The sequence below is a fragment of the Bacillus sp. FSL R5-0422 genome, from assembly GCF_038610765.1.
In the GTDB taxonomy this organism is placed as follows: Bacteria; Bacillota; Bacilli; order Bacillales; family Bacillaceae; genus Bacillus; species Bacillus pumilus_O.
On record NZ_CP152014.1, the window covers coordinates 2,245,309 to 2,270,469 of the forward strand.

The window sequence follows — 25,161 nt, forward strand, 5'->3', positions numbered from 1 at the left end:
TCAATTGCTTTCATCGTTGGAAAGAAAAAAAGTCAAAGCCAAGAGATCCTGACTTTGACTTTCTGACGAGTACGTTTCAGCAGTCTTTTTCAAAAGTAAAGGTGATTATTTTTTCTCTTGATCGTCGTTTACTTCTTCGTATTCTGCATCCACTACATTGTCATCTGCTTTTTGAGCACCTTCAGCGCCGCCTTCTTGCTGAGCTTGTGCTTGTTTTGCAGCTTCTTCATAGAGCTTTGTCGTTAGTTCTTGAACGATTGTTTGCAGCTCATCTTTTTTCGCTTTGATGTCTTCAAGCTCGCCTTTTTCGATCGCAGCTTTTAGGGCATCTTTCGCGTCGTTTGCTTTTTTCACTTGCTCTTCATCGATTTTGCCTTCTAGATCTTTTAATGTTTTTTCAGTTGTAAACACTAATTGATCTGCTTCATTGCGCACTTCGATTTCTTCTTTTTTCTTCGCATCTGCTTCAGCATTTTCTTCTGCTTCTTTAACCATTTTTTCGATCTCATCATCAGAAAGACCTGAAGAAGATTTGATTGTGATGTTTTGCTCTTTGCCTGTACCCATATCTTTCGCACGTACGTTGACAATACCGTTTTTATCGATATCAAAAGATACTTCGATTTGTGGTACGCCGCGTGGTGCTGGCGGAATGTCAGTCAATTGGAAACGACCTAATGTTTTGTTGTCTGCTGCCATTGGGCGTTCACCTTGCAGGACATGGATGTCTACCGCTGTTTGGTTGTCAGCAGCTGTTGAGAATACTTGAGATTTACTTGTTGGAATTGTTGTATTACGTTCAATCAGCTTTGTGAATACGCCGCCCATTGTTTCAATTCCTAAAGAAAGTGGTGTTACGTCAAGTAGAACAACGTCTTTGACATCTCCTGTGATGACTCCACCTTGGATCGCCGCACCAAGAGCAACCACTTCATCAGGGTTTACACCTTTATGAGGCTCTTTGCCTGTTTCTTTTTTGATTGCTTCTTGTACTGCAGGAATACGAGTTGATCCACCAACAAGGATGACTTTATCAATCTCGCTAGCAGATAAACCAGCATCTTTTAATGATTGACGTACAGGTGTCATTGTACGCTCTACAAGGTCTGCAGAAAGCTCTTCGAATTTAGCACGCGTTAGCGTTAATTCAAGATGAAGAGGACCTGCATCTCCAGCTGTGATAAACGGCAATGAGATTTGTGTAGAAGATACACCAGAAAGATCTTTTTTCGCTTTTTCAGCAGCATCTTTTAAACGCTGAAGCGCCATTTTATCTTTTGAAAGGTCAATGCCATTTTCTTTTTTGAATTCAGCCACTAGGTGATCAATGATCACTTGGTCAAAATCGTCTCCACCTAGACGGTTGTCCCCAGCAGTTGAGCGTACTTCAAAGACGCCGTCTCCAAGCTCAAGGACTGATACGTCAAATGTACCGCCACCAAGGTCGTATACAAGGATCGTTTGATCTTCATCTGTTTTATCTAAACCATAAGCAAGCGCAGCTGCTGTTGGTTCGTTGATGATACGTTCTACTTCAAGACCAGCAATTTTACCAGCATCTTTTGTCGCTTGACGTTCTGCATCGTTGAAGTAAGCTGGAACTGTGATAACAGCTTTTGTTACTTCTTCGCCAAGGTAGCCTTCAGCGTATGATTTAAGATGTTGAAGAATGATTGCAGAGATTTCCTGCGGCGTGTAGTTCTTGCCTTCAACTTCTACTTTATAATCTGTACCCATATGTCTTTTAACAGACATGATTGTGTTCGGGTTTGTAATTGATTGGCGTTTCGCTACTTCACCAACTTGGCGCTCTCCATTTTTAAAAGCGACAACAGATGGTGTTGTACGTGCTCCTTCAGCGTTTGCAATGACTTTTGGCTCTCCGCCTTCAAGTACTGCAACACATGAGTTTGTTGTTCCTAAGTCAATCCCAATGATTTTACTCATAATCGATGACCTCCCATTATGTAGTTATTGATTTACTTTTACCATTGATGGACGAATAACTCGGTCTTTGAGTTTATAGCCCTTTTGCAATTCTTCTACGACGATATTTGAATCGAAGTTTTCATCTTCAACTTGCATGACGGCTTGATGAAGGTTTGGATCGAACTCTTTGCCGACAGCTTCAATTGGTTCAACGCCTTCATTTTTCAACGCTTCTACCAGCTGGCGGTAAACCATTTGCATTCCTTCTAATAAACTTTTCGCCTGCTCATTGTCTGGATCAATTCCAAGCGCTCTTTCAAAGTTGTCAAGAGCTGGGAGAAGATCGCTGACAACATGTTGAGAACGATATTTTTGCACGGTCTCCACTTCAGTTCGAGCACGGCGTTTATAGTTTTCAAAATCTGCTTGAACACGCAGAATTTTGTTTTCTTTTTCATCTAGAAGCTGCTGCAATTCATCAATCTTCTCTTGGAAGGCAGACTGTTCATCGTGCTTTACTTCCTCAGTTTCTGCTTGAACTGCTTCTTCTTGTGCTTCAACCTCTGCTTCTTGCTCAGGTGTTTGTTTTTCTTCTGACATTGTGTTCACCTCCCTCAAAAGATTCAAGAATACGAAGGGGCTGAGCCCCAATCTTTTATCACCCTACTCATCATACAAATTGGAAAGTGCGTTTGACAAGTCTTTTGATACATGATGCAAAAGACTAACGACTCGCCCGTAATCCATGCGGGTTGGTCCGATGACGGCAATGGAGCCGAGTGATTTTTGATCAATCGAATAAGTCGCTGTGATCAAACTGCAGTTCTCCATTGCTTCCAAGTTGTTTTCTGAACCGATTTTAATGGTGATACCTTGCTGATTTGGATGAAACAGCTGCATGACATCATTCTTTTGCTCAATCAGCATCATGAGTGAGCGAATACGGTCGATGTCATGAAATTCAGGCTGATTCAACATATTAATCTTCCCGCCAAAGAAAAGTTTTGATTCATTTTGTGTTGATGTAAATGTGTTGCCGAGCGCATCTAAAATGTGATCATAATCTTTTAAATGTGTGCGCAAAAGCATGACCACTTCTTTATACATCCTGTCCTTCAACTGGTCCATTGGAACGCCAGCTAAGCGGCTATTCAAAATATTCATCAGCTTCTCAATATCGGAGACATCGAGATGCTCAGAGAAGGTAATGGTTTTGTTTTCAACATGTCCGCTGTCTGTAATCATGATCGCGACTGCTTTGTTTGGCTGAACGGGGACAAGCTGAATTTGCTTTAATCGATTTTCACTCAGCTTTGGACCAAGCACGATCGATGTATAGTTTGTGAGATCTGATAAAATTTCCGCCGATTTTTGAACTGTTTTTTCCAGCTCAAAAATTTTCTCCTGAAAAGCCGACTGAATCAGCACAAGCTCTTTAGACGACAGTTTTCGCGGAGAGAGCAAATGATCTACATAATAACGATATCCTTTTTCTGAAGGAATTCTTCCTGATGAAGAATGGGTCTTTTCGATAAAACCAAGTTCCTCCAAATCAGCCATTTCGTTTCTAATCGTCGCAGAGCTGAATGTGATGTCCTCTTTTTTGGAAAGAGTCCTTGACCCAACTGGCTGCGCCGAACGAATAAAGTCATTAATGATGACTTGCAGAATCAAAAGCTGACGATTTGTTAACATCATCATCACCCCTGTTAGCACTCTCTTTCAACGAGTGCTAATTGTATAAACAAAATTACCAAACTCAAATTAAAATGTCAATTATAACTCACCGAGAAACGCTTGAAATACTTCATTTCCTAACAATTTTCCTTTTCTTGTTAAACGAATGCCAATATCATCTTTTACAATGAGACCTTTTTCTTCTAATTCTTCAAGAACCGAGGGAAAAAGAGCCTCTGGTGAAGCACCATATTTGGCTTGGAAGCCGGCACTTTTCACCCCTTCAATTTTTCGAAGGCCTAAAAACATTTCTTCTTCTATCTGTTCTGCTTTTGTGACTTGATGAGTTTCTTTATGTGGGAACCCAGTTTGCTCAATCAGTTCCAAGTAATGCTTTACTGGTCCTGCATTCACATTTCGGATGCCATTTACATACCCGTGTGCCCCTGCACCAAAACCGAAGTAGTCTTCATTGCTCCAATAGGTCAGGTTATGCTGGCTTTCAAAGCCGGGTTTGGCGTAGTTGCTGATTTCGTATTGATGTAATCCGTGGCGCTCCATTTCATCCATCACAAGCTCATACATTTCAGCCTCACGTTCTTGCGGCGGTAAATGTAGTTTTCCTTTTTGCATTAAGTTGTAAAACACCGTTTTCGGCTCCACAATCAGTGAGTAGACAGAATAATGCTCTGCTCCTAATGAGAAAGCTGTCTCAAGTGAATTCATGACATGATGCTTTTCTTGGTGCGGCAAGCCAAACATGAGGTCAAGGCTAATGTTGTCAAATCCGACATCTCTTGCTCGCTCAAAAGAAACGAGAACATCTTTCTTTTGATGAACTCGTCCGATTTTTTTGAGTAAATCATCTTCAAAGGTTTGGACGCCAAAGCTTAACCGATTGACACCGGCTTCTTTTAACACATGCAACTTCTCGAGTGATAATTCATCTGGGTTTGCTTCCACTGCAAATTCAACCAGGTTTTTTGACGGTTTTAACACACGGTGGATGCTGTTCATGAGCTGATCTAGTTGGCTGACGGTCAATGATGTCGGAGTCCCCCCGCCAATAAAGATCGTCTTTAGTTCCTGCTCACCCTTTTGATCGATTGTGTGCTGCATCTCTTTTTCAAGAGCCGCTAAGTATTCATCGACTGGCTGCGTTTTAATGAAAAATTTATTGAAATCACAATAGTGGCAAATGTGCTCACAAAATGGAATGTGAATGTATGCTGCTTTCATTTGATGACACCTTCTTTACAGGTAAAGAGCCGCAGTTTATCGCTGCGGCACCTTTGTTTGTTTTCGACTATAAACGCCAAGGCTGACATTGTAAAGCAGGTTGCCTTGATGAGGATGTTATTTTTTCGGTGTGCTGTCGTCCATCTTCAGCACAGCCATAAATGCTTCTTGCGGGACTTCAACAGAGCCCACTTGTTTCATGCGCTTTTTCCCTTCTTTTTGCTTCTCAAGAAGCTTTCTTTTTCGGGAAATGTCTCCGCCATAACATTTAGCAAGTACGTTTTTACGCATCGCTTTAATGGTAGAGCGAGCCACGATTTTTTGTCCAATCGCCGCTTGAATTGGTACTTCAAAGTGCTGGCGTGGAATGAGTTCTTTTAGCTTATCTACGATGATCTTGCCTCGTTCATAGGCGTAATCGCGGTGAACAATAAAGGAAAGGGCATCGATTTTCTCACCATTCAGCATGATGTCCATTTTCACTAGAGTAGATGGACGATAGCCAATCAGCTCATAGTCAAAGGACGCATAGCCTTTTGTATTGGATTTGAGCATATCAAAGAATTCATACACGATCTCCGCCAAAGGAATTTCGTACACAATGCTCACTCGGTTTGCATCAAGATATTGCATATCAATGAAATGTCCGCGCTTTCCTTGGCAAAGCTCCATGACAGAACCTACATAATCATTCGGTACCATCATTGTTGCTTTCACGTATGGTTCTTCAATTCGTTCAATCTTTTGCGGATCAGGCAGATTGGACGGGTTATCGACGATGATTTTTTCTCCGTCTGTCATATACACATCGTAAATAACACTTGGTGCTGTCGTAATGAGATCGATTTTAAATTCACGTTCAATCCGTTCTTGGATGATTTCCATATGAAGCATTCCAAGAAAGCCGCAGCGGAAACCGAAGCCAAGTGCTTGGGATGTCTCTGCCTCATATTGAAGTGAAGAATCATTTAATTCAAGCTTTTCTAGCGCTTCACGTAAGTCGTTATATTTCGCTGTGTCAATCGGATAAAGACCGCAGTAAACCATCGGATTCAGCTTTCTGTATCCTGGCAGTGCTTCTTGTGCTGGGTTCACCGCACTTGTGATCGTATCCCCCACACGTGTATCGCCGACATTTTTAATTGCTGCTGTTAAGTAGCCAACATCTCCAACAGTGAGTTCGTCTGTCGGCATGGCTTTTGGTGTGAATACGCCGACTTCAAGTACTTCAAATTCTTTCCCCGTCGCCATCATTTTGATTTTCTGACCTGGTTTGACGGTTCCTTCCACAATTCGTATGTACGCAATAACGCCGCGATACGCATCGTAAAGAGAATCAAATATAAGAGCTTGAAGCGGTGCTTCTGGGTCTCCAGCAGGTGCTGGTACCTTTTCGACGATTTGTTCTAAAATATCTTCGATCCCAATACCCGCCTTAGCCGAGGTGAGAACAGCTTCAGACGCATCCAACCCGATGACATCTTCAATTTCTCCTCTTACACGCTCAGGCTCTGCACTTGGCAGATCGATTTTATTGATAATCGGAAGAATTTCTAAGTTATTATCAAGAGCTAAATAAACGTTTGCAAGTGTCTGTGCTTCAATTCCTTGTGCTGCATCTACTACGAGAATTGCACCTTCACAGGCAGCAAGGCTTCGAGAAACCTCATAGGTGAAGTCGACATGCCCTGGTGTATCAATCAGGTGCATAATATATTCTTCTCCATCCTTCGCCTTATATTTCAGCTGGACAGAGTTTAATTTAATCGTTATGCCGCGTTCACGCTCTAAGTCCATGGAATCAAGTAATTGTTCCTTCATTTCTCGCTGTGTAATCGCCGCTGTTTTTTCTAAAATACGGTCGGCCAATGTTGATTTCCCGTGGTCAATATGGGCGATAATGGAGAAATTTCGAATTCTTGATTGCCGTTCTAATCGTTTTTCTTTATCTGTCACAATCTATCACTCCTACTATAAAACGCGGGTTGCGCTAGGTTAGATTATATCAATAGGGCTGTAAAGATTCAATCGAAATCAAGAAAAGCCGCTCATTGATTAGCGGCTTTAGTCATACGGTGTTGATTTGTTTATTTCCCATTTACCCAATCGTAAAGAGAACGAGCTGCATGTGTCATGCCATCAGACAACGCCTTACCTGCCTTGGAGAAGGCATTAAAGCTCTCTATTTCCTCAAGTTGCTTTTGTTTTTCGGCAAGATCCTTTTCTGTAACAGCTGTTCCTAAAATAGAGGCTTCTCGTTCTTCTTCGTCGTTCATTTGGATGGAGAAAGCGCCTTTTAATTGCGGGTCATGGTAACCCTTCATTTGCAACATGCCATTATTTGCTTGCTGCATTCCTAAAAAGACGCCAAATAGCAAGACTAGTCCTAAAATAATGGTCTTTCCAATAAATGATCCCATGCACCGTCACCACCTTAAGAGCGTTTTTTCTCATCCTTTGATTTGCCGTTTACTTTTTCCGCATCCCAGAAAATGTCGCTGAAGACATCAGCTGCTGCATTGGATGCATTTTTCAATTCTTCCATATTATTATCCACTCCGCCAAATTCTAAAAGAAGGGCTTTGTCGGATAAATCTTGATTATAAATTCCATTATCACCAATTTCGCCTTTGGCAAACACACCGACACTGAGTCCTTTATATTTTTTCTCCATCAAATGGTGAAACTCCGTCGCAAGCTTGAGGTTTTTCTCATAGCTTTGATTCTTCTTTCCCACAACAAACGCAATTCTCGCATATTTTTTCCCTTTGATCTCGGCAGTAGTGTCCTTCTTTCTTCTCGAATCACGGTGGATATCGATTAAATATTCGAGGTCATCATTTTTCGCTAAGGCTTCTTTTACGACCAGTCTTGATTCATTATAAGACTGGGGATACTTTAACCCTTTTTGCAGAAGCCGTTTTTCAACTTCTGTTTTGTCGACCGTATTCCCGATACCTTGCTGATCAAGCGCCTTTCCGAACATGTCGCCGACAAGGGTGACATTCACTTTAGAGTGCCGTGCATTGTTTGGATTCGTTTCTCCTTTTAAAAATGGTAAATATGATTCCGTATTATGTGTGTGGTAAATGTACACAGCTTTTCGTTTTCCTGTCGACCGATCCGGCTCTTTCGCAGGCTTTTTCGGCACATCTTTGTCGAGCTTGTCCAGTTCTGCCAAGTTTGCTTCTTTTTCATCTTGGATGACTTCACTTGGCGGCGGCGATTCCATTGGCATGTTGGTATAATCTGTTCCTTCACCCGCTAAGATAATTTTTGTATCAAAATGTTCAAAGCCTGGGAGTTCTCTCCCTAGAAAACTACGCGGGTCTTCTAAATTGATACTAGTCGCAAGCTTCAGTGACAGTCCAGAGAAATGAAACCCCTTTTGATCTTTCGGGACGGCTGAGGCAAAATATTGGTTTTCCATGCCCATTAATGTGGCGAAAAACGCCCCGGAAAGCTCATCTGCTACACCATATAGAGAGGCTTGTGGTCTTAGCTCCGGCTTTAAAGATGTCAACGCCCCTGACATCACAAACACTACAACAAGCGAAGCTATAAATAAGAAAATACTTTTGACTACTTTTGTTCCATTAATCGCAACGACCAACTGTCGAGGACGGCGGGGTCTTTTTTTCATGATTTACTCCCTCCAGCACGCTTTCTAGTAATTACACTATGAGCGAGCTAGAGAAAGTAGAACTGATTAATGATTATAAGAACCCATGTTATCTTGAGAGATTTTTTGATGAAGCGCTGTGTTTAAACCATTGGCGAGCACGTTTGCCATATCATCAATGAATGTATCCACTTCCTTAGGTGTGACCATGAGGTTTTGCCCTAGTGGCGCAAGCACTTCATGAATCAGCTGTCGTTTCTCTTCTTCTGGAAGAGTTCCTACGATACCTAAGAATGATTGACGCGTTTCCTCATCTGGTAAATCTTCTTCGTTTAGCACTTTTTTCTTCCCAAACGTCAAACCTGCCGGCACAAGAGAGCGGGATGGCCGGTCATCTTTCAGTTCTCTACCAAAATGCTTTAAGACATAATCAATTGTGTCACTTGCAATGGTGACTGCGTCTACGACTGTCGGAACACCAATCGCAATCACTGGAATACCCAACGTTTCTTTGCTTAATTCTTTTCGCTTATTCCCTACACCTGAACCAGGATGGATCCCTGTGTCAGAGATTTGAATCGTCGTATTCACTCTTTCTACTGCACGAGCAGCAAGGGCATCGATTGCAATGACAAAATCGGGTTTGGACCTCTCGATGACACCTTGAATTATGTCGCTTGTTTCAATGCCGGTCAGTCCCATCACTCCCGGTGATAAAGAGGACACTGGGCGGTAGCCTTCCTGTACATTTTCCGGCTGCAATTCAAAAAGATGCCGGGTCACAAGCAGACTTTCAACTGTGAGCGGACCTAGCGCATCTGGCGTGACATTCCAGTTTCCTAGCCCTACTACAAGACAGCTTGCATCAGTCTGAATGCCTCGATCTTTTAAAAACTGAGCAAAATGATGGGCAAAAACTTCGACCACTTTTTCCTGCATCTCAGAATCTTTCTCCCGAATACCCTGAGCCTCAAGTGTTAAGTATGTTCCCGCCTTTTTGCTGATCAGCGCCTCCCCTTCTTTCGTGATCTCCACCGTGCGTATACGAATGCCGTGCTCCTCTTTTTCCTTTTCGACAATCCCTTGAATTCCATCCTTTGTAATGACATTCGGATCGTTCTCTTGTTCTAGTATCTCTTTTGTCTCAACAGCCAAGTCTGTCCGAATTTGATAAGCACTTAAATCAAGTTTCTGTTTCTCCATAAAAAGACTCCTTCCACCAAGTAATTAACAGTAGTCTTTCCATCTCTTGAAAGAAACATTCGAGCGCTTCATCAATGAAAAATACTTTACATTTATATTGCAATCTAAAGGTGTGTTTGATAGAATACAACTTGTTCTATTGTGAAGATTTAACCTTAAGACAATTGTGTTTAGGTTGTATCTTAGGAGGTGAAACACATGCCAAATATTAAATCAGCGATCAAACGTACAAAAACGAATAACGAACGCCGTGCACACAACGTGACAATCAAGTCTGCGATGCGTACTGCGATTAAACAAGTTGAAGTTTCTGTAGCTAACAACGATGCTGAGCAAGCAAAAGCTGCTCTTTCTTCTGCTGCAAAACGCATTGACAAAGCCGTTAAAACTGGTCTTGTACACAAAAACGCAGCTGCGCGTTACAAGTCAAGACTTGCTAAACAAGTAAACGGACTTTCTGCATAATGCTTGCAACGCCTCAGTAATGAGGCAATTGTTTAACTGTACGTCCGTCCTGACCGGCCCAGCCATTAGGACAGACTGGCAATTATACATCTAAACAAAAACGACCTTCTTTTTCAGAAGGTCGTTTTTTTATGTTCAAGCGCCTAATAGGCGAAGCAGAAACAATTCTAGCAATAGCTGCTTGTCCTTTTTACCGGTTTTCATTTCATAATCGATCGTTGATAGCTCTTTGACAATCTGCTTGAGCTCTTCTTCTGAAAACAGTCTTGCCTGATCCATAGCAAGTTTAACGCGGAATGGGTGGACTTTTAGATTTGAAGCAATTTGTTTTTGTCCATATCCTTGCTGAGCGAAATACTTCGTCTGCAAAATCAAACGAAATTGAGTAGATATGAGTGCCAATATTTTAATGGGTTCCTCATTTTGTTTCAGCAAGTCATAAAACATCTGCATGGCCTGTGAGCGGCGTCTGTTGACAATTTGGTTAATTAATTCAAAAATATTCTGCTCTAAACTTCTTGCAACGAGCTGATTGACATCCGCTAATTCAATTTCTTCTCGCTCTCCGATATATGTACTCAGCTTCCTGACCTCTTGAAACAACGAAGATAGACTTCCGCCACACAGCATGACAAGTTGCTCAGCCGCTTCAGAGAAAATCGACTTTCCTTCTGTTTTCACCAGTGTAATGGTGAAATCCGTTGTTTCTTTTGGGTTTAACTCTTTTGCCTCAACCATAGCCGCTTTCTTTTTTAGCAATTTAGTGATTTTCTTCCGTTCATCCAGCTTTTCATATGGTGCTAATAAGACAAGAATGGTATAAGGCGCCGGCTTTTCTAAATATGCTTCTAACAGAGAAAGCTCATGCTCGATCTTCTCCTTTTTCTTTTCCGCTGTAAGAAAATAAGGGTTCTTGATCACAACGAGACGCCTTTCTCCCATGAACGGAAAGGTTTCTGCATCTGTCACAGCCTGTTCCAGCGGTACCTCCTCCATATCAAAAACGGAGTAATTAAAATCCTTTGTCTCCTCATCTACTACAGCTTGTCTTAATTTAGCTGCTGTTTCTTGCAGTAAATACGTTTCTTTTCCATATAAGCAATAAACGGGATGGATATCCCCTCTTTTTAAATTGTTCCAAACCTCAAAGACCATAAATTGAATCCCTCTCTTTCACTTCCTCCTCTATCCTAAAGTGTGTGAAGACATTAGTAAAGAGGAAGCTGAAAGTACCGCCTCCTCATTTATAGTAAACGTCTGGTGCAAGCTCCCGGGTCAGCTTACTTCAGACGATATTCATAAAATGATCATGAAAATGGAAAACGGTTACTTTACCTTCTAGCAATTCCAAATGAGTTCAAGTATACTAAAATTAGCCAGGAGGGATGAAAATGAATGAATTTGAAAAAAATGTTCAAAGCAAGCGGAATGATGTGACCGACTCAGCCGTTGGTTTTATCGTCACATTCGGATTTTTCGCCTCAATGTTTATTTTGGCAACTATTATACACCTCGTTGGATCTTAACTTCATGAATGCTCATGACTGCCTTTTTGGCAGTTTTTTTATTGATTTTGTAAGATATCATATGGAGGATGTGTGTAAAACGTTCCTTTCTGTTCAATAAATTCAAAGGTCACACTCCCGTCTCGGTCTGTGCGATATACCTTCGTTAGATGATCCTTTAGTTTTTTCAAGACATCCTGATGAGGATGCTGATAACGATTCCGTTCACCAGCCGAAATGAGCGCGATCGACGGCTTCAGATGCTGAAGCCACTCATCACTTGTTGACCCTTTGCTCCCATGATGCCCAACCTTTAAGACATCTGCTCGCAGGTGAGGATAAGCTTCTATAATGTCTCGTTCTCCTTCATGTTCAAGATCTCCAGTGAATAGGAACCGTTTCCCGCCAAGAGTAAATGATAGAACAAGTGAATCATTGTTCTTACTTGTCACCATGTCTTGCGAAGGGTGAAGAACCTCAAATATGTGCTCTCCAACTTGGAGCTGGTCTCCTCTTTCTAATTCATCAATCATGATCCCTTTTTCAGCTGCTTCTTTTAGCAGTTTTTCATCCTCTGGATTTCGGGCAAAACCTTTTGGTATAGCCAGCCGCTTTACTTTCTTTCGCTTGATTAAACGAATCGCTTCTCCCATGTGGTCTTGGTCTGCATGCGTGAGAATCAGCACATCAAGTTTCGCTATACCTTTTGAATGCAAAAACGGAATTAGCGTTTGATCACCGATCGTAGACACTTTACGCCTTTTTTTCCATGGTTCATCATCAAAAGAAAGTTTGCCACCTGTGTCCACAAGTAGATGTCCCTTTCGGTAAGGGAGCTGAATAAACAAACTATCCCCTTGTCCTACATCCAGCATCGTGACCTCCCCTTTTTGAAGAAAATTCGGGGTGAAATAGTGCACACTCAAGACACCAATAAGTAACAGAATCGGCACGATATAAGATTTCATGGAACTATTGCACTCCACCATAAATAGCAGAAAAACAATGGCGCTCACTTCAAGAAGAATATGCCACCAAGTCGATTTCATAAAAATCAAATTGAACCCATCAAAAACTGCCATATGTGCTGACAACTGATGACCTAGCTGGATGACCGAATCAAGCAGTTGGAACAACATTTGTCCAAGCGGAAGATAAATGATAGACAAAAGAAAAAAGAGTAAGGACAGAGGCAGGACAACTGTTGTATAAAAAGGGACAAATATCATATTCAATGGGATGCTCAGTAAAGAAAATTGCTGAAAATGATATAAAAGAACAGGGAGCGAAGCAAGCTGCGCAACAAATGAGATCAGGAATAACTGCATCACTGCACTTTTCGCTTGTGATAAGATACTGGTTGATAACAAAATAAAAAACGTTACCACGAATGAAAGCTGAAATCCGATATCGAATAGATATAGAGGATGAATCGCTAATAAGAATAAAAACGTTGCGCTTAATACGACAGCAGAAGGCTGTTTCATTTCTTTTGGCAGACTTGTCATCACTAAATAGATTCCTGCCATGAGGCAAGCTCTTAAAACTGATGGTGCAGCACCTGTCAAACAAGCATAAACAGGGAGAAAGCACATTAGAAGAATACGCGCTGTCTCTCTTGTCACACCGGCACGAAGGAGACACCAAAATAAACAAGCAAGAAGCGTTTGCACATGCAGTCCTGAGATCGCTAACAGATGAATAATGCCGAGCATTTGATAGTCTCTTAGCGTGTCAGGATCAATTAAGTCACGCTCTCCAAAAATGAGAGCCTGTACAATCCCTACAGAGTTTTTCGGCACATGATCTTCTAAGAATCTTAAACCCTTTTGCCTCATCTTTTGAAGATAATACGAAGGACGTTCATTTTTTGTACAGCCTTTGATTGACTGTGGTAAGAAAATAGCGTGAATGCCTTTTGATTTTAGAAATTGATCATAATGAAACCCGTTAGGAATGGTTGCGTGTTTAGGCGGCCGAACTTCACCTGTCATATGACAGCTCATACCTGGCTCTACGTCTTTTAGCGCCTTTTTTTCACGCTCTGTTTGAATGGTATAGAAAGCCGCTAGTCGTTCATCTTCTGTTGACACAGTTGCTGAAAATCGATTGCCATCTGTTTTCGGAATACTTTCAATCACAACGGAGCCGGAAAAGAATTTTTCTTGAACAGGTTGATCTGTTTCAAAAAACTCATGAACCATAAAAATAAGGGTATAGACAGCTCCACATAGGCTGACCACGAGAAAGAGTTTGGGGATTTTTTTTAGTAGGCTGAGAAGTAAGATAATGAGAAGAAAGAGAAGGAAATACATATGAAGATGATATGCAGCTAGAGCAATTCCAACAGCTGCTGAAATTGCCCCAAACGGCAAATAATTAAACATAGGACGTAAATAATTGGTTCGCCTTCTCGTGCATATCGCGAATTTCTTTTTCATTAAGTCCTGATTCACTTAGCTTACCAATTAAATCTGCAACAAAGGCTAATTTTTCTTGATTTTTCAAGTCGATGATCATTTCATCGAGTTCGACTTGTTCCGTTTGAACACCTGCCTGCTCAAATAAATCAATGGCGTAGGGGTGATTTTTATAATCCTTTGCATAGTATACGGTTCGAATGCCTGCTTGGATAATAGCTTTACAGCACTGCAAACAAGGAAAATGCGTGACATATATTTCAGCATCGGCTGTAGGTGCACCAAATTTGGCACATTGTAAAATAGCGTTCATTTCCGCATGGATGGTGCGAACGCAGTGATGATCAATGACATAGCATCCCACATCTGCACAATGGACATCACCAGCAATTGAGCCATTATATCCCCCTGCAATGATACGCTTGTCTCTGACGATGGTCGCCCCAACAGCTAACCGCTCACAGGTGCTTCGTAAAGCAAGTAAATGGCTTTGTGCCATAAAATATTGATTCCATGAAATTCTTTCCACGAGCTGATCCCTCCAGAATGATGGTTGGTATTAAGTGTACATGCCTTCCTTCTATACCGTCAATTCTACTTAACGGTCAATTCATTTTTCAGCCGTTCAATGGTCTTCTCCCCAAAACCTGAAATGTTCCGTAAATCTTCAATTTGTTGAAATTCTCCGTGTTCCTCTCTGTACGTAATGATGGCTTCTGCTTTAGCTGGCCCTATTCCATTAATGGTTTGCAATTCTGCTGCATCAGCCTGATTCACGTTGACACTTTGACTCTTTTCATTACCTGATGGAGCGTCTGCACCTGCTGTTTGTGTCTGCCTCTCTGCTTCTCCCTGCTTCCGGACATAAATCATCATACTATCTTCTAATTTTGCTGCTTGATTAATTTCAATTGTGTCTGCTTTACTAGTAAAACCTCCTGCTCTTCGAATCGCTTCTTCTACACGTGCATCAGATTGAAACGTATAAACACCCGGCTTTTTCACAGCTCCTTTGACCTCCACAAAAATGGAGGATGAGTCATTATCGGGCTTTTCTGTTTTGTCTTCTAATGTGACATGTTTGTCTTGATCGCCCTTCAATACACTTGGCTCTCTGGTGCTCCCCTTATTTCCTGCCAAAAGGAAGAAAGTGATGATGATCGCGCTTATAAGCCCAGCACCGATATAAAGACTGTATTTTCTCAATGGAATGAGTCGCTTCACGTGTTCACGCTTCTTTCAATCATATTTTTCTATTGCACAACATACTGTTTAGAAGATAACAGATCCTATGCGCCTAAGGAGGGAGAACGTTTGAATATCGGGATAATCGGTACAGGAAACATGGGTACCATACTTACTGAGGCATTTATTGAATCAAAGGCAGTCAATCCCTCATCCATCACCATCACAAACCGGACCATAGAAAAAGCGTTCAATATAAAAAAGAACCACCCAGAGCTTGAAGTTACGAAACAGCTTACAGGAGCTGTCATGAATAAGGATTTCATTTTTGTTTGTGTCAAGCCGCTTGATATTTATCCCCTTTTAAAAGAGCTGAGCCCTCTTTTAACAGAGCAACAAACCATTGTCATCATTACAAGCCCGGTTCATCCTGAACAGCTTCAGGAGATCGTTTCTTGTCAAACAGCCAGGCTGATTCCAAGCATTACGAACCGCGCTTTATCAGGTGCGTCACTTTTAACATTCGGATCGTCATGCAGTGTCACGACGAAAACAGCGTTAAGACAATTAGCTTCCTGCATTTCAACACCTATTGAAATTCATCATTCGATTACAAGAGCGGCGTCAGATATCGTCAGCTGCGGTCCTGCCTTTATCAGCTTCCTCGTTCAGGAAATGATTGAAGCAGCCGTCGAAGAAACAGATATTTCTAAAGAAGAAGCCACCACCTTATCAGAAGATATGCTAGTAGGGCTTGGCCGTTTAATTGAAAAAAGACTGTATACTCTTCCGACACTGCAAGACAAAGTCTGTGTAAAAGGCGGCGTCACGGGTGAAGGGATTAAAGCACTTGAAGCAGGTGTTCAAGATATGTTTCATCGCCTCTTTCAAAACACCCATGAAAAATTTGATGAAGATCTTGAAGCGGTTGCGCAACAATACCCGCCAAGTGTGTTTACTGATGATCGCAGAAATTAATCCACTCTGCAACAAGCGAAAAAAGGGTTTTAAAAAACCATCGTCCATTAAACGATGGTTTTTGGTTTCTTAGCTGAAATGAAATATCTTTCGGCGAATTCCCCGGGCGCTTCATTTGTAAAATCAGCGGTCACTGCTATTTGTTCAAAGCCAGCGGACGCAAGGAACGCCGCATAGGTCTCAAATGGAAATGTACGCTGTTCATGTGTCTCATCATAACGCTGATACACATCTCCGTCCTTTACAAAAAAGCTTAAATCGTGAATGACTGAATACATGTCATCCCCTTTATCACTCTGCCAAATATAGCTGATCTCTTCATCTTGATCGGCATAAGTCGAACCTGGGAATATCTCTTCCATTTTATAAGGAGTATGAACATCAAAGAGTAAAACGCCATCTGCCTCTAAAAGCTGAAACATGTTTTTAAAGGTTTTTTTGACGTCATTTTCGTTTTTTAAGTAATTCAAGGAATCACAGCATATAACCGCTGCTTGAAAGACTTGCTCAAAACCCGTCAGCTCTCTCATATCTTGATGTAAAAATTGAATGGACTGCTTTTTCGCCTGTGCTTTTTGCTGCGCGAAAGCCAGCATTTCTTCACTGAGGTCAATTCCTGTGACTGCGTGACCTTTTTCAGCTAACCGAAGAGAAATCTCTCCAGTTCCACAGCCAACATCAATAATAGCAGCATTCGGTTTGACATTCTGCTGGATCCACTGAACCCATTCATCATAAGGTGCATGTGTCATGAGCTCGTCATACACACCTGCAAACCCTTGATAAATCATGAGTTAATGCCAAGTGAAAGCGTTTCTCTCGGCGCATCTCCCCATAGCTTCTCTAGGTTATAGTATCCTCTTTCTTCTTTGTGGAACACGTGAGCAATGACATCACCAAGATCAATCAATACCCATCTTGCTTCATCAAAGCCCTCCATCTTCTTCACTTCAATTCCACTTTCCTCTGCAAGATGTTTTACTTCTCTTGCTATGGCCTGCACTTGTTTATCAGAGTTCCCGTGACAAATGAGAAAATAATCGGCAACAAGTGAGATCCCTTGCATATTAAGGGCAATAATATCCTCAGCCCGTTTATCATCGCATGCTCCTGCTGCGACGTTTAAAATTGATGATGAATCCATCCAAATTCCTCCTTAATTGTTCTTATGCACAAGTGAGTTGTAAGTTGCGAGCGTATCTGGAAAGACTGGCTGATTCTTTTTCAGCAAAAAGCTGATCGTGTTTTTCAGTGACTGAATCAATGCGCTATCCAAATCTTGCTCTGCTAACTCTCTTACTTCTTCAACACCAGGAAAATGACGTCCTGGTTCGATATAATCAGCGACATAAATGACCTTTTCAAGTAATGTCATGTTTGGTCTGCCTGATGTATGAAATTCAATAGCCGTTAAAATGTCTTGGTCGTTAATAGCTGCTTCCTTTTTAACCAAATAGGCACCGACCGGGGCATGCCAAAGCTCGGGCGAATATTCCAGCAATAGAGGGTTCATCTGTTCCTGCTGAATAATCCCCTTCATCTCATCCTTTGGTCTAAATTTCGCATAATCATGAAAAATAGCGGCGATCTCTGCTTTTTTCACATCTGCACCGAAACGTTCCGCTAATGAAATGGCTGTCTCCATAACTCCAAGTGTATGTGTATATCTATGCTCTGTTAACTGCTCTTTGACACAGTTCAATGCTTCTTCACGATTCATATAAGTGATGCTCCTTTATATAACGCTCAACAGCTTTCGGTAACAAATAATCGACAGGCTTTTCCTGCATGATTCGCTGCCTAATCAATGTCGATGATACATCAAAAGCTGGAACATCTGCAAACAAAAGAGAATATGTCGTACTTCCGGTATAACCCGGTCTTTTCATCCCAATAAAAGTAATCATCTGAAGCAAATCATCAATCCGATGCCATTTTGGCAAATATTCGACCATGTCCGCTCCAATCATAAAAAAGAACTCATCTTCAGGATGACGCTTCTTCAAAAGCTCCACCGTATCTACTGTATAAGATGGACCCTCCCGCTCCATTTCAATGAGCTCCAGCCGAAAATGTGGATTTGACTCAATCGCCGCTTCCACCATTTTCACCCGGTGACGACTATCTGCTCGCTTCCGGTCTGTTTTATGAGGGGGCTTGTGATTAGGAATAAACCAAATTTCATCAAGCCCTACTTGAAAACGCACCTCATTTGCCATCAATAAATGCCCATTATGAGGAGGATCAAATGTACCGCCGAACAATCCTATTTTTTTCATATCATATCCACCTTTACGGCAGCTTAATTTGTTTGTTTTCCTTCGATTCTTTATAAAGGACAATCACATTTCCGATCGTTTGAACAAGTTCAGCTTTTGTACCTTTGACAAGTGCTTTCGCAACTTCCGTTTTGTCCTCGTCGCAGTTTTGTAATATGCTGACCTTTAATAATTCTCTTACTTCAAGCGCCTCGGAAATCTGCTTGGTCATATTGTCATTTACCCCGCCTTTTCCTACTTGAAAAATAGGTGATAAATGATGTGCTTTTGCACGTAAAAAACGTTTTTGTTTCCCTTTTAACATGGTGTTCCTCCTAATTTCTGTATGACAATTGACTTCATTTTTCTTACGTCAGGCGTGATGCCTGTCCACAGTTCAAAGGCTCTAGCTGCTTGTCCAACAAACATGCCGACACCATCTACTGTTTTCAAACCTAACCCGGCTGCTTCTCTGAGCAGCTTTGTTTCTATTGGATTATACACAATATCACAAACAACCGCTGTTTTTTTTGCGTTTGCTAAAGAAATCGGGGTTTCTTCAACATTCGGGTGCATACCGATTGAGGTCGTATGGATGATGACATCATATTCCCCAAGCTGCTCTTCCGCCGTCTTTAATGTAATGGCACTAGAAGTGATGTTCCCATCTGCACTTTTAATTAAAGCCTCAGCTTTTTCAATGGTGCGGTTGGTAATATCAAAGCTTTTCGGTGCATAGTCAGCGATTGTCGTATAGATGGCTCTTGCCGCTCCTCCAGCACCAATTAAGAGAAATGAAAGCTCTGTTAATGGCTGATCCAAGGCTTCGAGCAATGAATGAAGAAAGCCCTCTCCATCTGTGTTGTACCCAACGAGTTGACCTTCTTCAAGCCGCACCGTATTGACGGCACGCAGGCGTTCAGCTGTGACATCAATTTTGTCCAGATACTGCATGATGTCTACCTTGTGCGGAACAGTGACGTTAAAGCCGCTGATCCCTAAGGCTTTCATACCGTTAATCGCATCTTTCAGGTCATCATTTTCTACTTGAAAGCCGTGATAATGTCCATCAATTCCAGCATCCTTTAATGCTGCATTATGAATATCCGGAGACATTGAATGGCCAACAGGGTTACCGATTACTCCGTATAATGGTTTCAAAGTCTCTCCCCCTCTGAACAATTAAATTAACGAACGTCTCATAAACACATGCACGCCTTTTGGCGCATAGACTTTGATTTGCTTACCTGCATCATTTGCCGTGATCCATCCTAAGCCTGAGAAAACGATATCCATTTTCGGCTGATCTATGGTAAAGGTATGCGGAACGAGTGGTGGAAAATCTTCCATCCCCTCTTTTGATGGCGGTGATAGCAATTCCCCTGCATGTTTTTCATATAAATCATCTGCGTTTTCTAACTTTGTTCTGTGTATGTTCAGCTCATTTGGCATATAGCAGACAAATGATGTTCTGCCGCCTTTTACATAATCAAATCGAGCAAGCCCGCCAAAATAAAGCGTTTGTGCTTCGTTTAATTGGAACGTTCTCGGTTTTAATTCTTTTTTCGGCGTTAAGATCTTCAAGTCATTTTTGCTGACATAATGCGCCATCTGATGACGGTTGATAATGCCTGGTGTATCAAATAGAGCAGATCCATCATCAAGCGGAATCTCAATGGCATCAAGTGTTGTACCTGGATATTGGGATGTGGTGATCACGTTCTCTTCGCCAGATACTTCTTTGATGATTCGATTGATAAATGTGGATTTCCCAACATTCGTACAGCCGACGACATAGACATTTCTTCCTTCGCGGTAATGATCGATCGCTTCCATCACCTCAGGTACGCCTTGACCTCTGCTTGCACTGATTAAGAACACATCGATCGGGTTCAATCCGTTTTCTTTCGCTTCCCGTTTCATCCAATGAACCAAACGATCTTTTTTCACGGATTTCGGTAAAATATCTACTTTGTTGCCGACAAGTAAAATCGGGTTACCACCGACAATACGACTCAGCCCATTAATCCAGCTTCCGTTAAAGTCAAAAATATCAACGACCTTGACAATCAGAGAATCTGTCTCTCCGATGCTGTGCAATATATTTAAAAAGTCGTCTTCTGTTAAAGAAACATCTTGTATTTCATTGTAGTTCTTTAACCTAAAACAGCGCTGACAGATTACATCTTCTTTCAATAGAGATGCTGCCGGCGCATATCCTAATTGATCTTTATCTTCCGTCTGAATGGCTACACCGCAGCCAATACAAACAACCTTTTCCATTATTACTCTTCCTCCCACTGAATGTGGCCCTTACGCTTTAAGGCTCCTAAAATTCTGCGTTCAATCTGCCTGTTAAACTTAGTGAAAAATCCATCTGAAGCAGCAACAGGGACAACCAAAATCGTATGGAAGCCGTGACGGTTCCCGCCTAGAACATCGGTCATGAGCTGATCCCCAATCACCACCACATCTTCTTTTTTCAATTGCATATCGGAGACAGCCTTATTAAAAGCTCTTCCCATCGGTTTTTTCGCTTTATAAATAAACGGGATATGAACTGGTTCAGAAAAAAGCTTGACCCTTTTTTCATTATTGTTCGATACAATCGTCACTTGTATCCCGTGATCCTTCATTTCTTGAAACCATTCAATTAAGCGGGGCGTCGCACTTGGACGATCCCATTCTACTAGTGTGTTATCTAAATCGGTAATAATTCCTTTTACATTTCGTTCTTTTAGTTTTTGCGGTGAAATGTGGAAAATGCTTTTCACAAATTCATCCGGTAAGAAATACTTCTTTAGCACAATTTGCACCCTTTCTTCCATTGGTTTTTCAGCGATTGTGTCGAATCAAATCACAATTTGTCTGTCTATCGAATACATTGAAAAAGTTTTCGACATATGATGAGGACCTTCAACAGGTGTGGATAATTTTACACACATTATCCACCTATATTTCATCACGCTTTCATTCAATTATAAACACTCTACCCACAAGTTATCCACTTCACCATGTGGATAACAGAACGATTGTTCTTGTTTCCCATTCATGGTAGATTAAAGGTACTTCAGAGACATTCGATCAACCTATGATGATATGTCTTTTCCTCAAGTTTTATGCCAACTTTTTCAGGGGAGGTGTTTTTCCCATCATATGGGTTTCTAGTATGAAAAAGCTGTCAGATGATTTACTTATAGAATCGTACTATAAAGCAAATGAAATGAACTTAAATCGCGACTTCATTGAATTAATTGAGACAGAAATGAAAAGACGTTCGCTCGGGCACATGCTCTCTGTTTCCTCTTAATTCCATATCACAAGAACCATGCCTCCCGAGCACTCTCCTTTTTTAAACTCAGGTGACTGATATTATATCACTTGCGCTATAGGCTTACTACTATTTTCCGTAAAAAACACCCCTTCTCAACAAAGAAGAGGTGTCTTATTTGCAAGGCTGTTCATTCCAAAACCATAACCCTCCGCCTACGACCAAAATGACCACAAGGAACACAACAAGAAAAGCGTAACCGATTCCTGCTCCTTGAGCTGGATAAGGTGAACACGCAGGGTAAGGATAAGGGCATCCCCACATATCAGTTACCTCCTTCTAGGAAGATATACTATTAGACTATGCTGAATGGATGGTCTTGTTTAGGCAGATGGCCATCATTTAAAAATGTTTAATGACATCACGTTCTTTGATTTCGTTATAAATAATTCTTGCCCCTTTTGGCGTCATATGATTGCCAGAAGGGTCGATCAAACCTGACTGAATCAGCGCATTATCACTATCTTCACCAGCTTCTCGGATGAACGCTTTCCAGTTGTCGACAAACGGTACTTGCTGATCCTTGGCTATTTCTCTCGTGATGTCATTATAGGAATTTTGCCAAGCTCTTGCCCCGCCTCTCTCAGCAAAATAAGATGACTTATACCTAGAGTAATAATACAAGCCCTTTTTTCCGCCTTCTACAACAGGTACACAGGTCATGAGAATCGGGGTAATGCCTGCTTTTCTACTCTCAGAAATGAAGTAGGTTATGTTTTCTTTAAATCTTTTTTTCGTCACTCGGGGATGTTTCCCGTCTAAAATCGCCGCATCATTCGTCCCGAACATGATGAGGACGTAAGTTGGTTTCTGCTTTAAAATATCCTGCTCAAAGCGCAGCTTCGCATCTTCAGTCGTCTGCCCGCCAATTCCTGCGTTCTTCACTTGAATTTGACCGCGCTCGACGTTTTTCATGAGATTCACCCATTTTTCAGATGTTGGATAATCTCGAAAGTCCCAGTTTGATCCCTTTGTATTGCTATCGCCAAATGCAATGACACTTTCTTGTTCTGGCTTTGAGCACCCAGCAGCGACACAAATCAGGATGAAAAGGACAACATATTTCTTCACAACATTCACCTCCAAAAGCCCTCTTCATATAGTAAACGACAAGACTTTTGGTTTCAATGAATGACTGTTTTTGACGAAATTCCTATTGCAGTTGAACAGGTACATAGGCATTGTCATGATGCAGTAGTTCGCTCACTTTGACAAATTCATAGCCTCGATCCTTTAATTCAGGTATCACTTGTTTCAGAGCTTCGACCGTCTGCTTTCGGTTCCCCCCGCCATCATGCAAAAGAATAATATCGCCGCCTTGAATATGATCAATAATCCGGCTCGCAATTTTGTGTGCACCTGGTCTTGACCAGTCCTTCGGATCTTGCGTAAAGGACCACATGACCACATCATATCCTTGTTTTGACAAAATGCGGAAAGATTTCATCGTCAAGCGGCCACCAGGAGGACGAAATAACAAGGGTCCGCCAGGCTGAAGTGAAGCGATATGAGCCGCTGATTCTTTTAGCTCCTGCTTGATCTCCTTTGATGATAACAGGTCAAAATACGTATGATTCATCGTGTGGTTGCCAAGTTCATTTCCTTCGCCTACGATTCGTTTCGCAATCTCTGGATATGTATGAATCCGGCTGCCTATAGCAAAAAAGCTGGCATTCACTTGATGTTCCTTCAGCACGTCTAATACTTGATTCGTGTATACTGGATGAGGTCCATCATCAAAGGTCAGTGCAATCTTTTTTCGTTCCTGTCTCATGTCCCAAAAAGCTCGTCCTGTTTTTTCTAGGTCGATTCTTTTTAATGTTCGAGCTTCTATTTTATTAGGAACAAACGTGCATAGCAGTAATATACACAGCAAGACATGCAACCCTCTCATTTGACCGCCTCCACAGAACATTCTTACAGATTAAATTGCCCGCTTTTTGATGAATCATTCAGCATTCGTGGTCACGATCCGCATCTCTGACTTCTTTTTTTACATAAAAAAAAGCTGGCCATCAGGCCCGCTTTTTGTTTCACGTTTGGTTTCTCTCTTCAACTGTCGAACGTTGCTTAGAATTCATACAGACACTCTCCTTCTTGGATTTGATTTTGAGCCCATAATAATTTCTGATAATACTGGTTGGACTTCTGGTATTGTTGAGAGGCTTCTAAGGCTGTCGCAATTTCTAGTGAGATATCCTCTATATAAGAGTATAGGCTAAGTTTTTCCAAATAATCAATGGTTTTTTGCAGTTGTTCTTCATTCATTTCTTGAACATATAAAGCATCGAGATACTCAAACATATGACAGAACAGCTGGTCTTCATGCTTCTTTGCAGCTAATTTTCCATCTTCTAATATGCGGCATGCTGCTACTTGTTCATTTTGTCTAAAAAGCAGTTTTGCCAGCGTATAGAGCGTATGTGGAAGCGTGGGAAGTTGCTCTTTACAGGCAATATCAGCCGATTCCGTTAAATAGCGTTCTGCTTCCACAAGGTAGCCCAGTTCCCCATAACATTTCCCTAAATTATAAAGCGCTGAACTGTATATCCGCGGATGGTCAATTTGTGATGCGAGCTGTTTTGCCTTTTTTAAATGAGGCAGTGCCCGGTCTTTTCGTTTTAAATCTTGATAGTTTCCTGAGATCACAAACAGGCACTGAATGATGCGAATTGAATAAGCATCATGCTGATCGTATATTTCCAGCGCCTTTAAAATATGATGCATCGAGACATGCGTTTGCTTCATAATATAGTAGGCTTCTGCTACTTTAAAATGAAACTCAGCCTGCTCAATATCATCAAATACCATGGACAGTTGTTTTTCTGCCACTCGGTAATATTTGACGGCTTCTAAATATTCTTTTTGACTAAACTCATGCATGCCACGAAAAAATGCATGGTAATAATGCAGCATATCAGATAACTCATGATTGGAGTTTTCGATTTTATCGACAAGATTAGATACTGAGAAAGGTTGATATTTTGAAGGGTGTATATAGTCAAGCATGATCTGGTGCCGAAAACACATGAGCTGATAATAAATCAGTAAATGCTGGTCCTCTTCCATCCGTTCAATTTCCGCTTCTACTTCTGCTTTCAGGATTTCCGCATCTGGAACACTGAACTGCCGTATCATTCGATACCATTCATTAATTTTCATACCTACATGTGAAGAAAGAACCTTCCCCATGTTCCGAAAAAACCCCTTCCTTTTCGGTCTAATATTACATATTTTAGCACGCTTCTTGACCGCCAAGCACCGCAAAGAAACCGCAAACATATGAAAAGGGCAGCAAAAACAGACGAACAGAAGCCCGTTTTTTTCGAAAAAGATGATTTTTTCATCG

Annotated in this window: 28 protein-coding genes; 4 read left to right on the top strand and 24 right to left on the bottom strand. The window is 41.4% G+C overall.

Features of this window, described 5'->3' with window-relative positions; genetic code table 11:
* Positions 1–105: 105 nt before the first annotated feature.
* From dnaK to gpr, 8 genes are all read right to left on the bottom strand, one after another.
* On the bottom strand, positions 106–1,947 hold the full coding sequence (gene dnaK / locus MKX52_RS11480; RefSeq protein ID WP_012010629.1) for a molecular chaperone DnaK: 1,842 nt from the start codon (positions 1,945–1,947) through the stop codon (positions 106–108).
* A 24-nt stretch (positions 1,948–1,971) separates the two neighbouring features.
* Positions 1,972–2,529 (bottom strand): nucleotide exchange factor GrpE, encoded by a 558-nt coding sequence (gene grpE, locus MKX52_RS11485; protein ID WP_144455845.1) that lies wholly within the window; start codon positions 2,527–2,529, stop codon positions 1,972–1,974.
* A gap of 63 nt (positions 2,530–2,592) precedes the next feature.
* Positions 2,593–3,624: a heat-inducible transcriptional repressor HrcA gene (hrcA, locus tag MKX52_RS11490; RefSeq protein ID WP_003217350.1), complete on the bottom strand. Its 1,032-nt coding sequence runs from the start codon at positions 3,622–3,624 to the stop codon at positions 2,593–2,595.
* 81 nt (positions 3,625–3,705) lie between these two features.
* Positions 3,706–4,845, bottom strand: a complete 1,140-nt coding sequence (gene hemW, locus MKX52_RS11495) for a radical SAM family heme chaperone HemW (protein ID WP_342490726.1) — start codon at positions 4,843–4,845, stop codon at positions 3,706–3,708.
* Between the two features lie 117 nt (positions 4,846–4,962).
* Entirely contained in the window at positions 4,963–6,801 is a 1,839-nt protein-coding gene (gene lepA, locus MKX52_RS11500) for a translation elongation factor 4 (RefSeq protein WP_342490727.1), read from the bottom strand.
* A gap of 131 nt (positions 6,802–6,932) precedes the next feature.
* A complete protein-coding gene (locus tag MKX52_RS11505; protein ID WP_044139432.1) occupies positions 6,933–7,265 on the bottom strand; it encodes a YqxA family protein in 333 nt (110 codons plus the stop codon).
* A 14-nt stretch (positions 7,266–7,279) separates the two neighbouring features.
* Positions 7,280–8,488 carry a stage II sporulation protein P gene (locus MKX52_RS11510; RefSeq protein ID WP_012010635.1) on the bottom strand — a complete coding sequence of 403 codons (1,209 nt, stop codon included), beginning with the start codon at positions 8,486–8,488 and terminating at the stop codon, positions 7,280–7,282.
* 66 nt (positions 8,489–8,554) lie between these two features.
* Complete coding sequence (gpr, locus tag MKX52_RS11515) at positions 8,555–9,670, bottom strand: GPR endopeptidase (RefSeq protein ID WP_342490728.1); 1,116 nt, start codon at positions 9,668–9,670, stop codon at positions 8,555–8,557.
* A gap of 198 nt (positions 9,671–9,868) precedes the next feature.
* Between gpr and rpsT the strand changes: the two genes are divergently transcribed.
* Positions 9,869–10,135 carry a 30S ribosomal protein S20 gene (rpsT, locus tag MKX52_RS11520; RefSeq protein ID WP_003217506.1) on the top strand — a complete coding sequence of 89 codons (267 nt, stop codon included), beginning with the start codon at positions 9,869–9,871 and terminating at the stop codon, positions 10,133–10,135.
* 135 nt (positions 10,136–10,270) lie between these two features.
* Here rpsT and holA read toward each other — a convergent pair whose 3' ends face one another.
* The gene (gene holA / locus MKX52_RS11525; protein ID WP_088000428.1) at positions 10,271–11,290 is read right to left on the bottom strand and encodes a DNA polymerase III subunit delta; all 1,020 of its coding nucleotides are present in this window, start codon (positions 11,288–11,290) and stop codon (positions 10,271–10,273) included.
* A gap of 236 nt (positions 11,291–11,526) precedes the next feature.
* Here holA and MKX52_RS11530 point away from each other — a divergent pair, with 236 nt between their 5' ends.
* On the top strand, positions 11,527–11,661 hold the full coding sequence (locus MKX52_RS11530; RefSeq protein WP_012010638.1) for a YqzM family protein: 135 nt from the start codon (positions 11,527–11,529) through the stop codon (positions 11,659–11,661).
* A gap of 38 nt (positions 11,662–11,699) precedes the next feature.
* On the opposite strand, the gene MKX52_RS11535 is transcribed toward MKX52_RS11530, so the two are convergent.
* The 3 genes from MKX52_RS11535 to MKX52_RS11545 all read right to left on the bottom strand — a co-directional run bounded on the left by MKX52_RS11535 (position 11,700) and on the right by MKX52_RS11545 (position 15,284).
* Positions 11,700–14,027, bottom strand: coding sequence for a DNA internalization-related competence protein ComEC/Rec2 (locus tag MKX52_RS11535; protein ID WP_342491889.1), 2,328 nt, complete (start codon positions 14,025–14,027; stop codon positions 11,700–11,702).
* The gene (locus MKX52_RS11540) at positions 14,020–14,589 is read right to left on the bottom strand and encodes a ComE operon protein 2 (RefSeq protein WP_012010640.1); all 570 of its coding nucleotides are present in this window, start codon (positions 14,587–14,589) and stop codon (positions 14,020–14,022) included. Before MKX52_RS11540 ends, MKX52_RS11535 begins: the two co-directional genes overlap by 8 nt.
* Before the next feature lie 65 nt (positions 14,590–14,654).
* Complete coding sequence (locus MKX52_RS11545; protein ID WP_119125144.1) at positions 14,655–15,284, bottom strand: helix-hairpin-helix domain-containing protein; 630 nt, start codon at positions 15,282–15,284, stop codon at positions 14,655–14,657.
* A gap of 90 nt (positions 15,285–15,374) precedes the next feature.
* On the opposite strand from MKX52_RS11545, the gene comER reads away from it, so the two are divergent.
* Positions 15,375–16,223 carry a late competence protein ComER gene (gene comER, locus MKX52_RS11550; RefSeq protein WP_144481953.1) on the top strand — a complete coding sequence of 283 codons (849 nt, stop codon included), beginning with the start codon at positions 15,375–15,377 and terminating at the stop codon, positions 16,221–16,223.
* A 47-nt stretch (positions 16,224–16,270) separates the two neighbouring features.
* Here comER and MKX52_RS11555 read toward each other — a convergent pair whose 3' ends face one another.
* From MKX52_RS11555 to MKX52_RS11590, 8 genes are read right to left on the bottom strand one after another with little or no spacing between them, the layout of a single operon-like run.
* The gene (locus MKX52_RS11555; RefSeq protein ID WP_144481954.1) at positions 16,271–17,014 is read right to left on the bottom strand and encodes a class I SAM-dependent methyltransferase; all 744 of its coding nucleotides are present in this window, start codon (positions 17,012–17,014) and stop codon (positions 16,271–16,273) included.
* Positions 17,011–17,367 (bottom strand): ribosome silencing factor, encoded by a 357-nt coding sequence (gene rsfS, locus MKX52_RS11560; protein WP_003217467.1) that lies wholly within the window; start codon positions 17,365–17,367, stop codon positions 17,011–17,013. The genes MKX52_RS11555 and rsfS overlap by 4 nt, the downstream gene beginning before the upstream one ends.
* Before the next feature lie 12 nt (positions 17,368–17,379).
* The gene (yqeK, locus tag MKX52_RS11565; RefSeq protein ID WP_012010644.1) at positions 17,380–17,943 is read right to left on the bottom strand and encodes a bis(5'-nucleosyl)-tetraphosphatase (symmetrical) YqeK; all 564 of its coding nucleotides are present in this window, start codon (positions 17,941–17,943) and stop codon (positions 17,380–17,382) included.
* The gene (locus tag MKX52_RS11570) at positions 17,933–18,502 is read right to left on the bottom strand and encodes a nicotinate-nucleotide adenylyltransferase (protein ID WP_012010645.1); all 570 of its coding nucleotides are present in this window, start codon (positions 18,500–18,502) and stop codon (positions 17,933–17,935) included. The genes yqeK and MKX52_RS11570 overlap by 11 nt, the downstream gene beginning before the upstream one ends.
* 13 nt (positions 18,503–18,515) lie before the next feature.
* Positions 18,516–18,806, bottom strand: a complete 291-nt coding sequence (gene yhbY / locus MKX52_RS11575) for a ribosome assembly RNA-binding protein YhbY (RefSeq protein ID WP_012010646.1) — start codon at positions 18,804–18,806, stop codon at positions 18,516–18,518.
* On the bottom strand, positions 18,800–19,642 hold the full coding sequence (gene aroE, locus MKX52_RS11580) for a shikimate dehydrogenase (protein WP_012010647.1): 843 nt from the start codon (positions 19,640–19,642) through the stop codon (positions 18,800–18,802). Before aroE ends, yhbY begins: the two co-directional genes overlap by 7 nt.
* A 21-nt stretch (positions 19,643–19,663) precedes the next feature.
* Complete coding sequence (gene yqeH / locus MKX52_RS11585; protein WP_119125147.1) at positions 19,664–20,764, bottom strand: ribosome biogenesis GTPase YqeH; 1,101 nt, start codon at positions 20,762–20,764, stop codon at positions 19,664–19,666.
* A 2-nt stretch (positions 20,765–20,766) separates the two neighbouring features.
* Positions 20,767–21,288: a YqeG family HAD IIIA-type phosphatase gene (locus tag MKX52_RS11590; RefSeq protein WP_034662006.1), complete on the bottom strand. Its 522-nt coding sequence runs from the start codon at positions 21,286–21,288 to the stop codon at positions 20,767–20,769.
* 362 nt (positions 21,289–21,650) lie between these two features.
* Here MKX52_RS11590 and MKX52_RS11595 point away from each other — a divergent pair, with 362 nt between their 5' ends.
* On the top strand, positions 21,651–21,791 hold the full coding sequence (locus MKX52_RS11595; protein WP_003217327.1) for a sporulation histidine kinase inhibitor Sda: 141 nt from the start codon (positions 21,651–21,653) through the stop codon (positions 21,789–21,791).
* Between the two features lie 135 nt (positions 21,792–21,926).
* Here the strand turns inward: MKX52_RS11595 and MKX52_RS11600 are convergent, their stop codons facing one another.
* The 4 genes from MKX52_RS11600 to MKX52_RS11615 all read right to left on the bottom strand — a co-directional run bounded on the left by MKX52_RS11600 (position 21,927) and on the right by MKX52_RS11615 (position 25,004).
* Positions 21,927–22,076: a hypothetical protein gene (locus MKX52_RS11600; RefSeq protein ID WP_003217499.1), complete on the bottom strand. Its 150-nt coding sequence runs from the start codon at positions 22,074–22,076 to the stop codon at positions 21,927–21,929.
* A 78-nt stretch (positions 22,077–22,154) separates the two neighbouring features.
* Positions 22,155–22,883, bottom strand: coding sequence for a GDSL-type esterase/lipase family protein (locus MKX52_RS11605; protein WP_342490729.1), 729 nt, complete (start codon positions 22,881–22,883; stop codon positions 22,155–22,157).
* Between the two features lie 82 nt (positions 22,884–22,965).
* Entirely contained in the window at positions 22,966–23,706 is a 741-nt protein-coding gene (locus MKX52_RS11610) for a polysaccharide deacetylase family protein (protein WP_041815757.1), read from the bottom strand.
* A 176-nt stretch (positions 23,707–23,882) separates the two neighbouring features.
* Complete coding sequence (locus MKX52_RS11615) at positions 23,883–25,004, bottom strand: aspartate phosphatase (protein WP_216889128.1); 1,122 nt, start codon at positions 25,002–25,004, stop codon at positions 23,883–23,885.
* Positions 25,005–25,161: the final 157 nt, after the last annotated feature.

What these genes read in the sequence shown, in the direction of transcription:
- hrcA (WP_003217350.1), bottom strand. Translation starts at nt 3,624, where the DNA reads ATGTTAACAAATCGTCAGCTTTTGATTCTGCAAGTCATCATTAATGAC.
- rsfS (WP_003217467.1), bottom strand. Translation starts at nt 17,367, where the DNA reads ATGGATTCATCATCAATTTTAAACGTCGCAGCAGGAGCATGCGATGAT.
- MKX52_RS11505 (WP_044139432.1), bottom strand. Translation starts at nt 7,265, where the DNA reads ATGGGATCATTTATTGGAAAGACCATTATTTTAGGACTAGTCTTGCTA.
- MKX52_RS11600 (WP_003217499.1), bottom strand. Translation starts at nt 22,076, where the DNA reads ATGTGGGGATGCCCTTATCCTTACCCTGCGTGTTCACCTTATCCAGCT.
- MKX52_RS11615 (WP_216889128.1), bottom strand. Translation starts at nt 25,004, where the DNA reads ATGGGGAAGGTTCTTTCTTCACATGTAGGTATGAAAATTAATGAATGG.
- MKX52_RS11595 (WP_003217327.1), top strand. Translation starts at nt 21,651, where the DNA reads ATGAAAAAGCTGTCAGATGATTTACTTATAGAATCGTACTATAAAGCA.
- rpsT (WP_003217506.1), top strand. Translation starts at nt 9,869, where the DNA reads ATGCCAAATATTAAATCAGCGATCAAACGTACAAAAACGAATAACGAA.
- yqeK (WP_012010644.1), bottom strand. Translation starts at nt 17,943, where the DNA reads ATGAATCGTGAAGAAGCATTGAACTGTGTCAAAGAGCAGTTAACAGAG.
- MKX52_RS11570 (WP_012010645.1), bottom strand. Translation starts at nt 18,502, where the DNA reads ATGAAAAAAATAGGATTGTTCGGCGGTACATTTGATCCTCCTCATAAT.
- hemW (WP_342490726.1), bottom strand. Translation starts at nt 4,845, where the DNA reads ATGAAAGCAGCATACATTCACATTCCATTTTGTGAGCACATTTGCCAC.
- MKX52_RS11535 (WP_342491889.1), bottom strand. Translation starts at nt 14,027, where the DNA reads ATGTTTAATTATTTGCCGTTTGGGGCAATTTCAGCAGCTGTTGGAATT.
- MKX52_RS11610 (WP_041815757.1), bottom strand. Translation starts at nt 23,706, where the DNA reads ATGAGAGGGTTGCATGTCTTGCTGTGTATATTACTGCTATGCACGTTT.
- dnaK (WP_012010629.1), bottom strand. Translation starts at nt 1,947, where the DNA reads ATGAGTAAAATCATTGGGATTGACTTAGGAACAACAAACTCATGTGTT.
- grpE (WP_144455845.1), bottom strand. Translation starts at nt 2,529, where the DNA reads ATGTCAGAAGAAAAACAAACACCTGAGCAAGAAGCAGAGGTTGAAGCA.
- yqeH (WP_119125147.1), bottom strand. Translation starts at nt 20,764, where the DNA reads ATGGAAAAGGTTGTTTGTATTGGCTGCGGTGTAGCCATTCAGACGGAA.
- holA (WP_088000428.1), bottom strand. Translation starts at nt 11,290, where the DNA reads ATGGTCTTTGAGGTTTGGAACAATTTAAAAAGAGGGGATATCCATCCC.
- yhbY (WP_012010646.1), bottom strand. Translation starts at nt 18,806, where the DNA reads ATGTTAAAAGGGAAACAAAAACGTTTTTTACGTGCAAAAGCACATCAT.
- gpr (WP_342490728.1), bottom strand. Translation starts at nt 9,670, where the DNA reads ATGGAGAAACAGAAACTTGATTTAAGTGCTTATCAAATTCGGACAGAC.
- MKX52_RS11555 (WP_144481954.1), bottom strand. Translation starts at nt 17,014, where the DNA reads ATGATTTATCAAGGGTTTGCAGGTGTGTATGACGAGCTCATGACACAT.
- MKX52_RS11510 (WP_012010635.1), bottom strand. Translation starts at nt 8,488, where the DNA reads ATGAAAAAAAGACCCCGCCGTCCTCGACAGTTGGTCGTTGCGATTAAT.
- MKX52_RS11530 (WP_012010638.1), top strand. Translation starts at nt 11,527, where the DNA reads ATGAATGAATTTGAAAAAAATGTTCAAAGCAAGCGGAATGATGTGACC.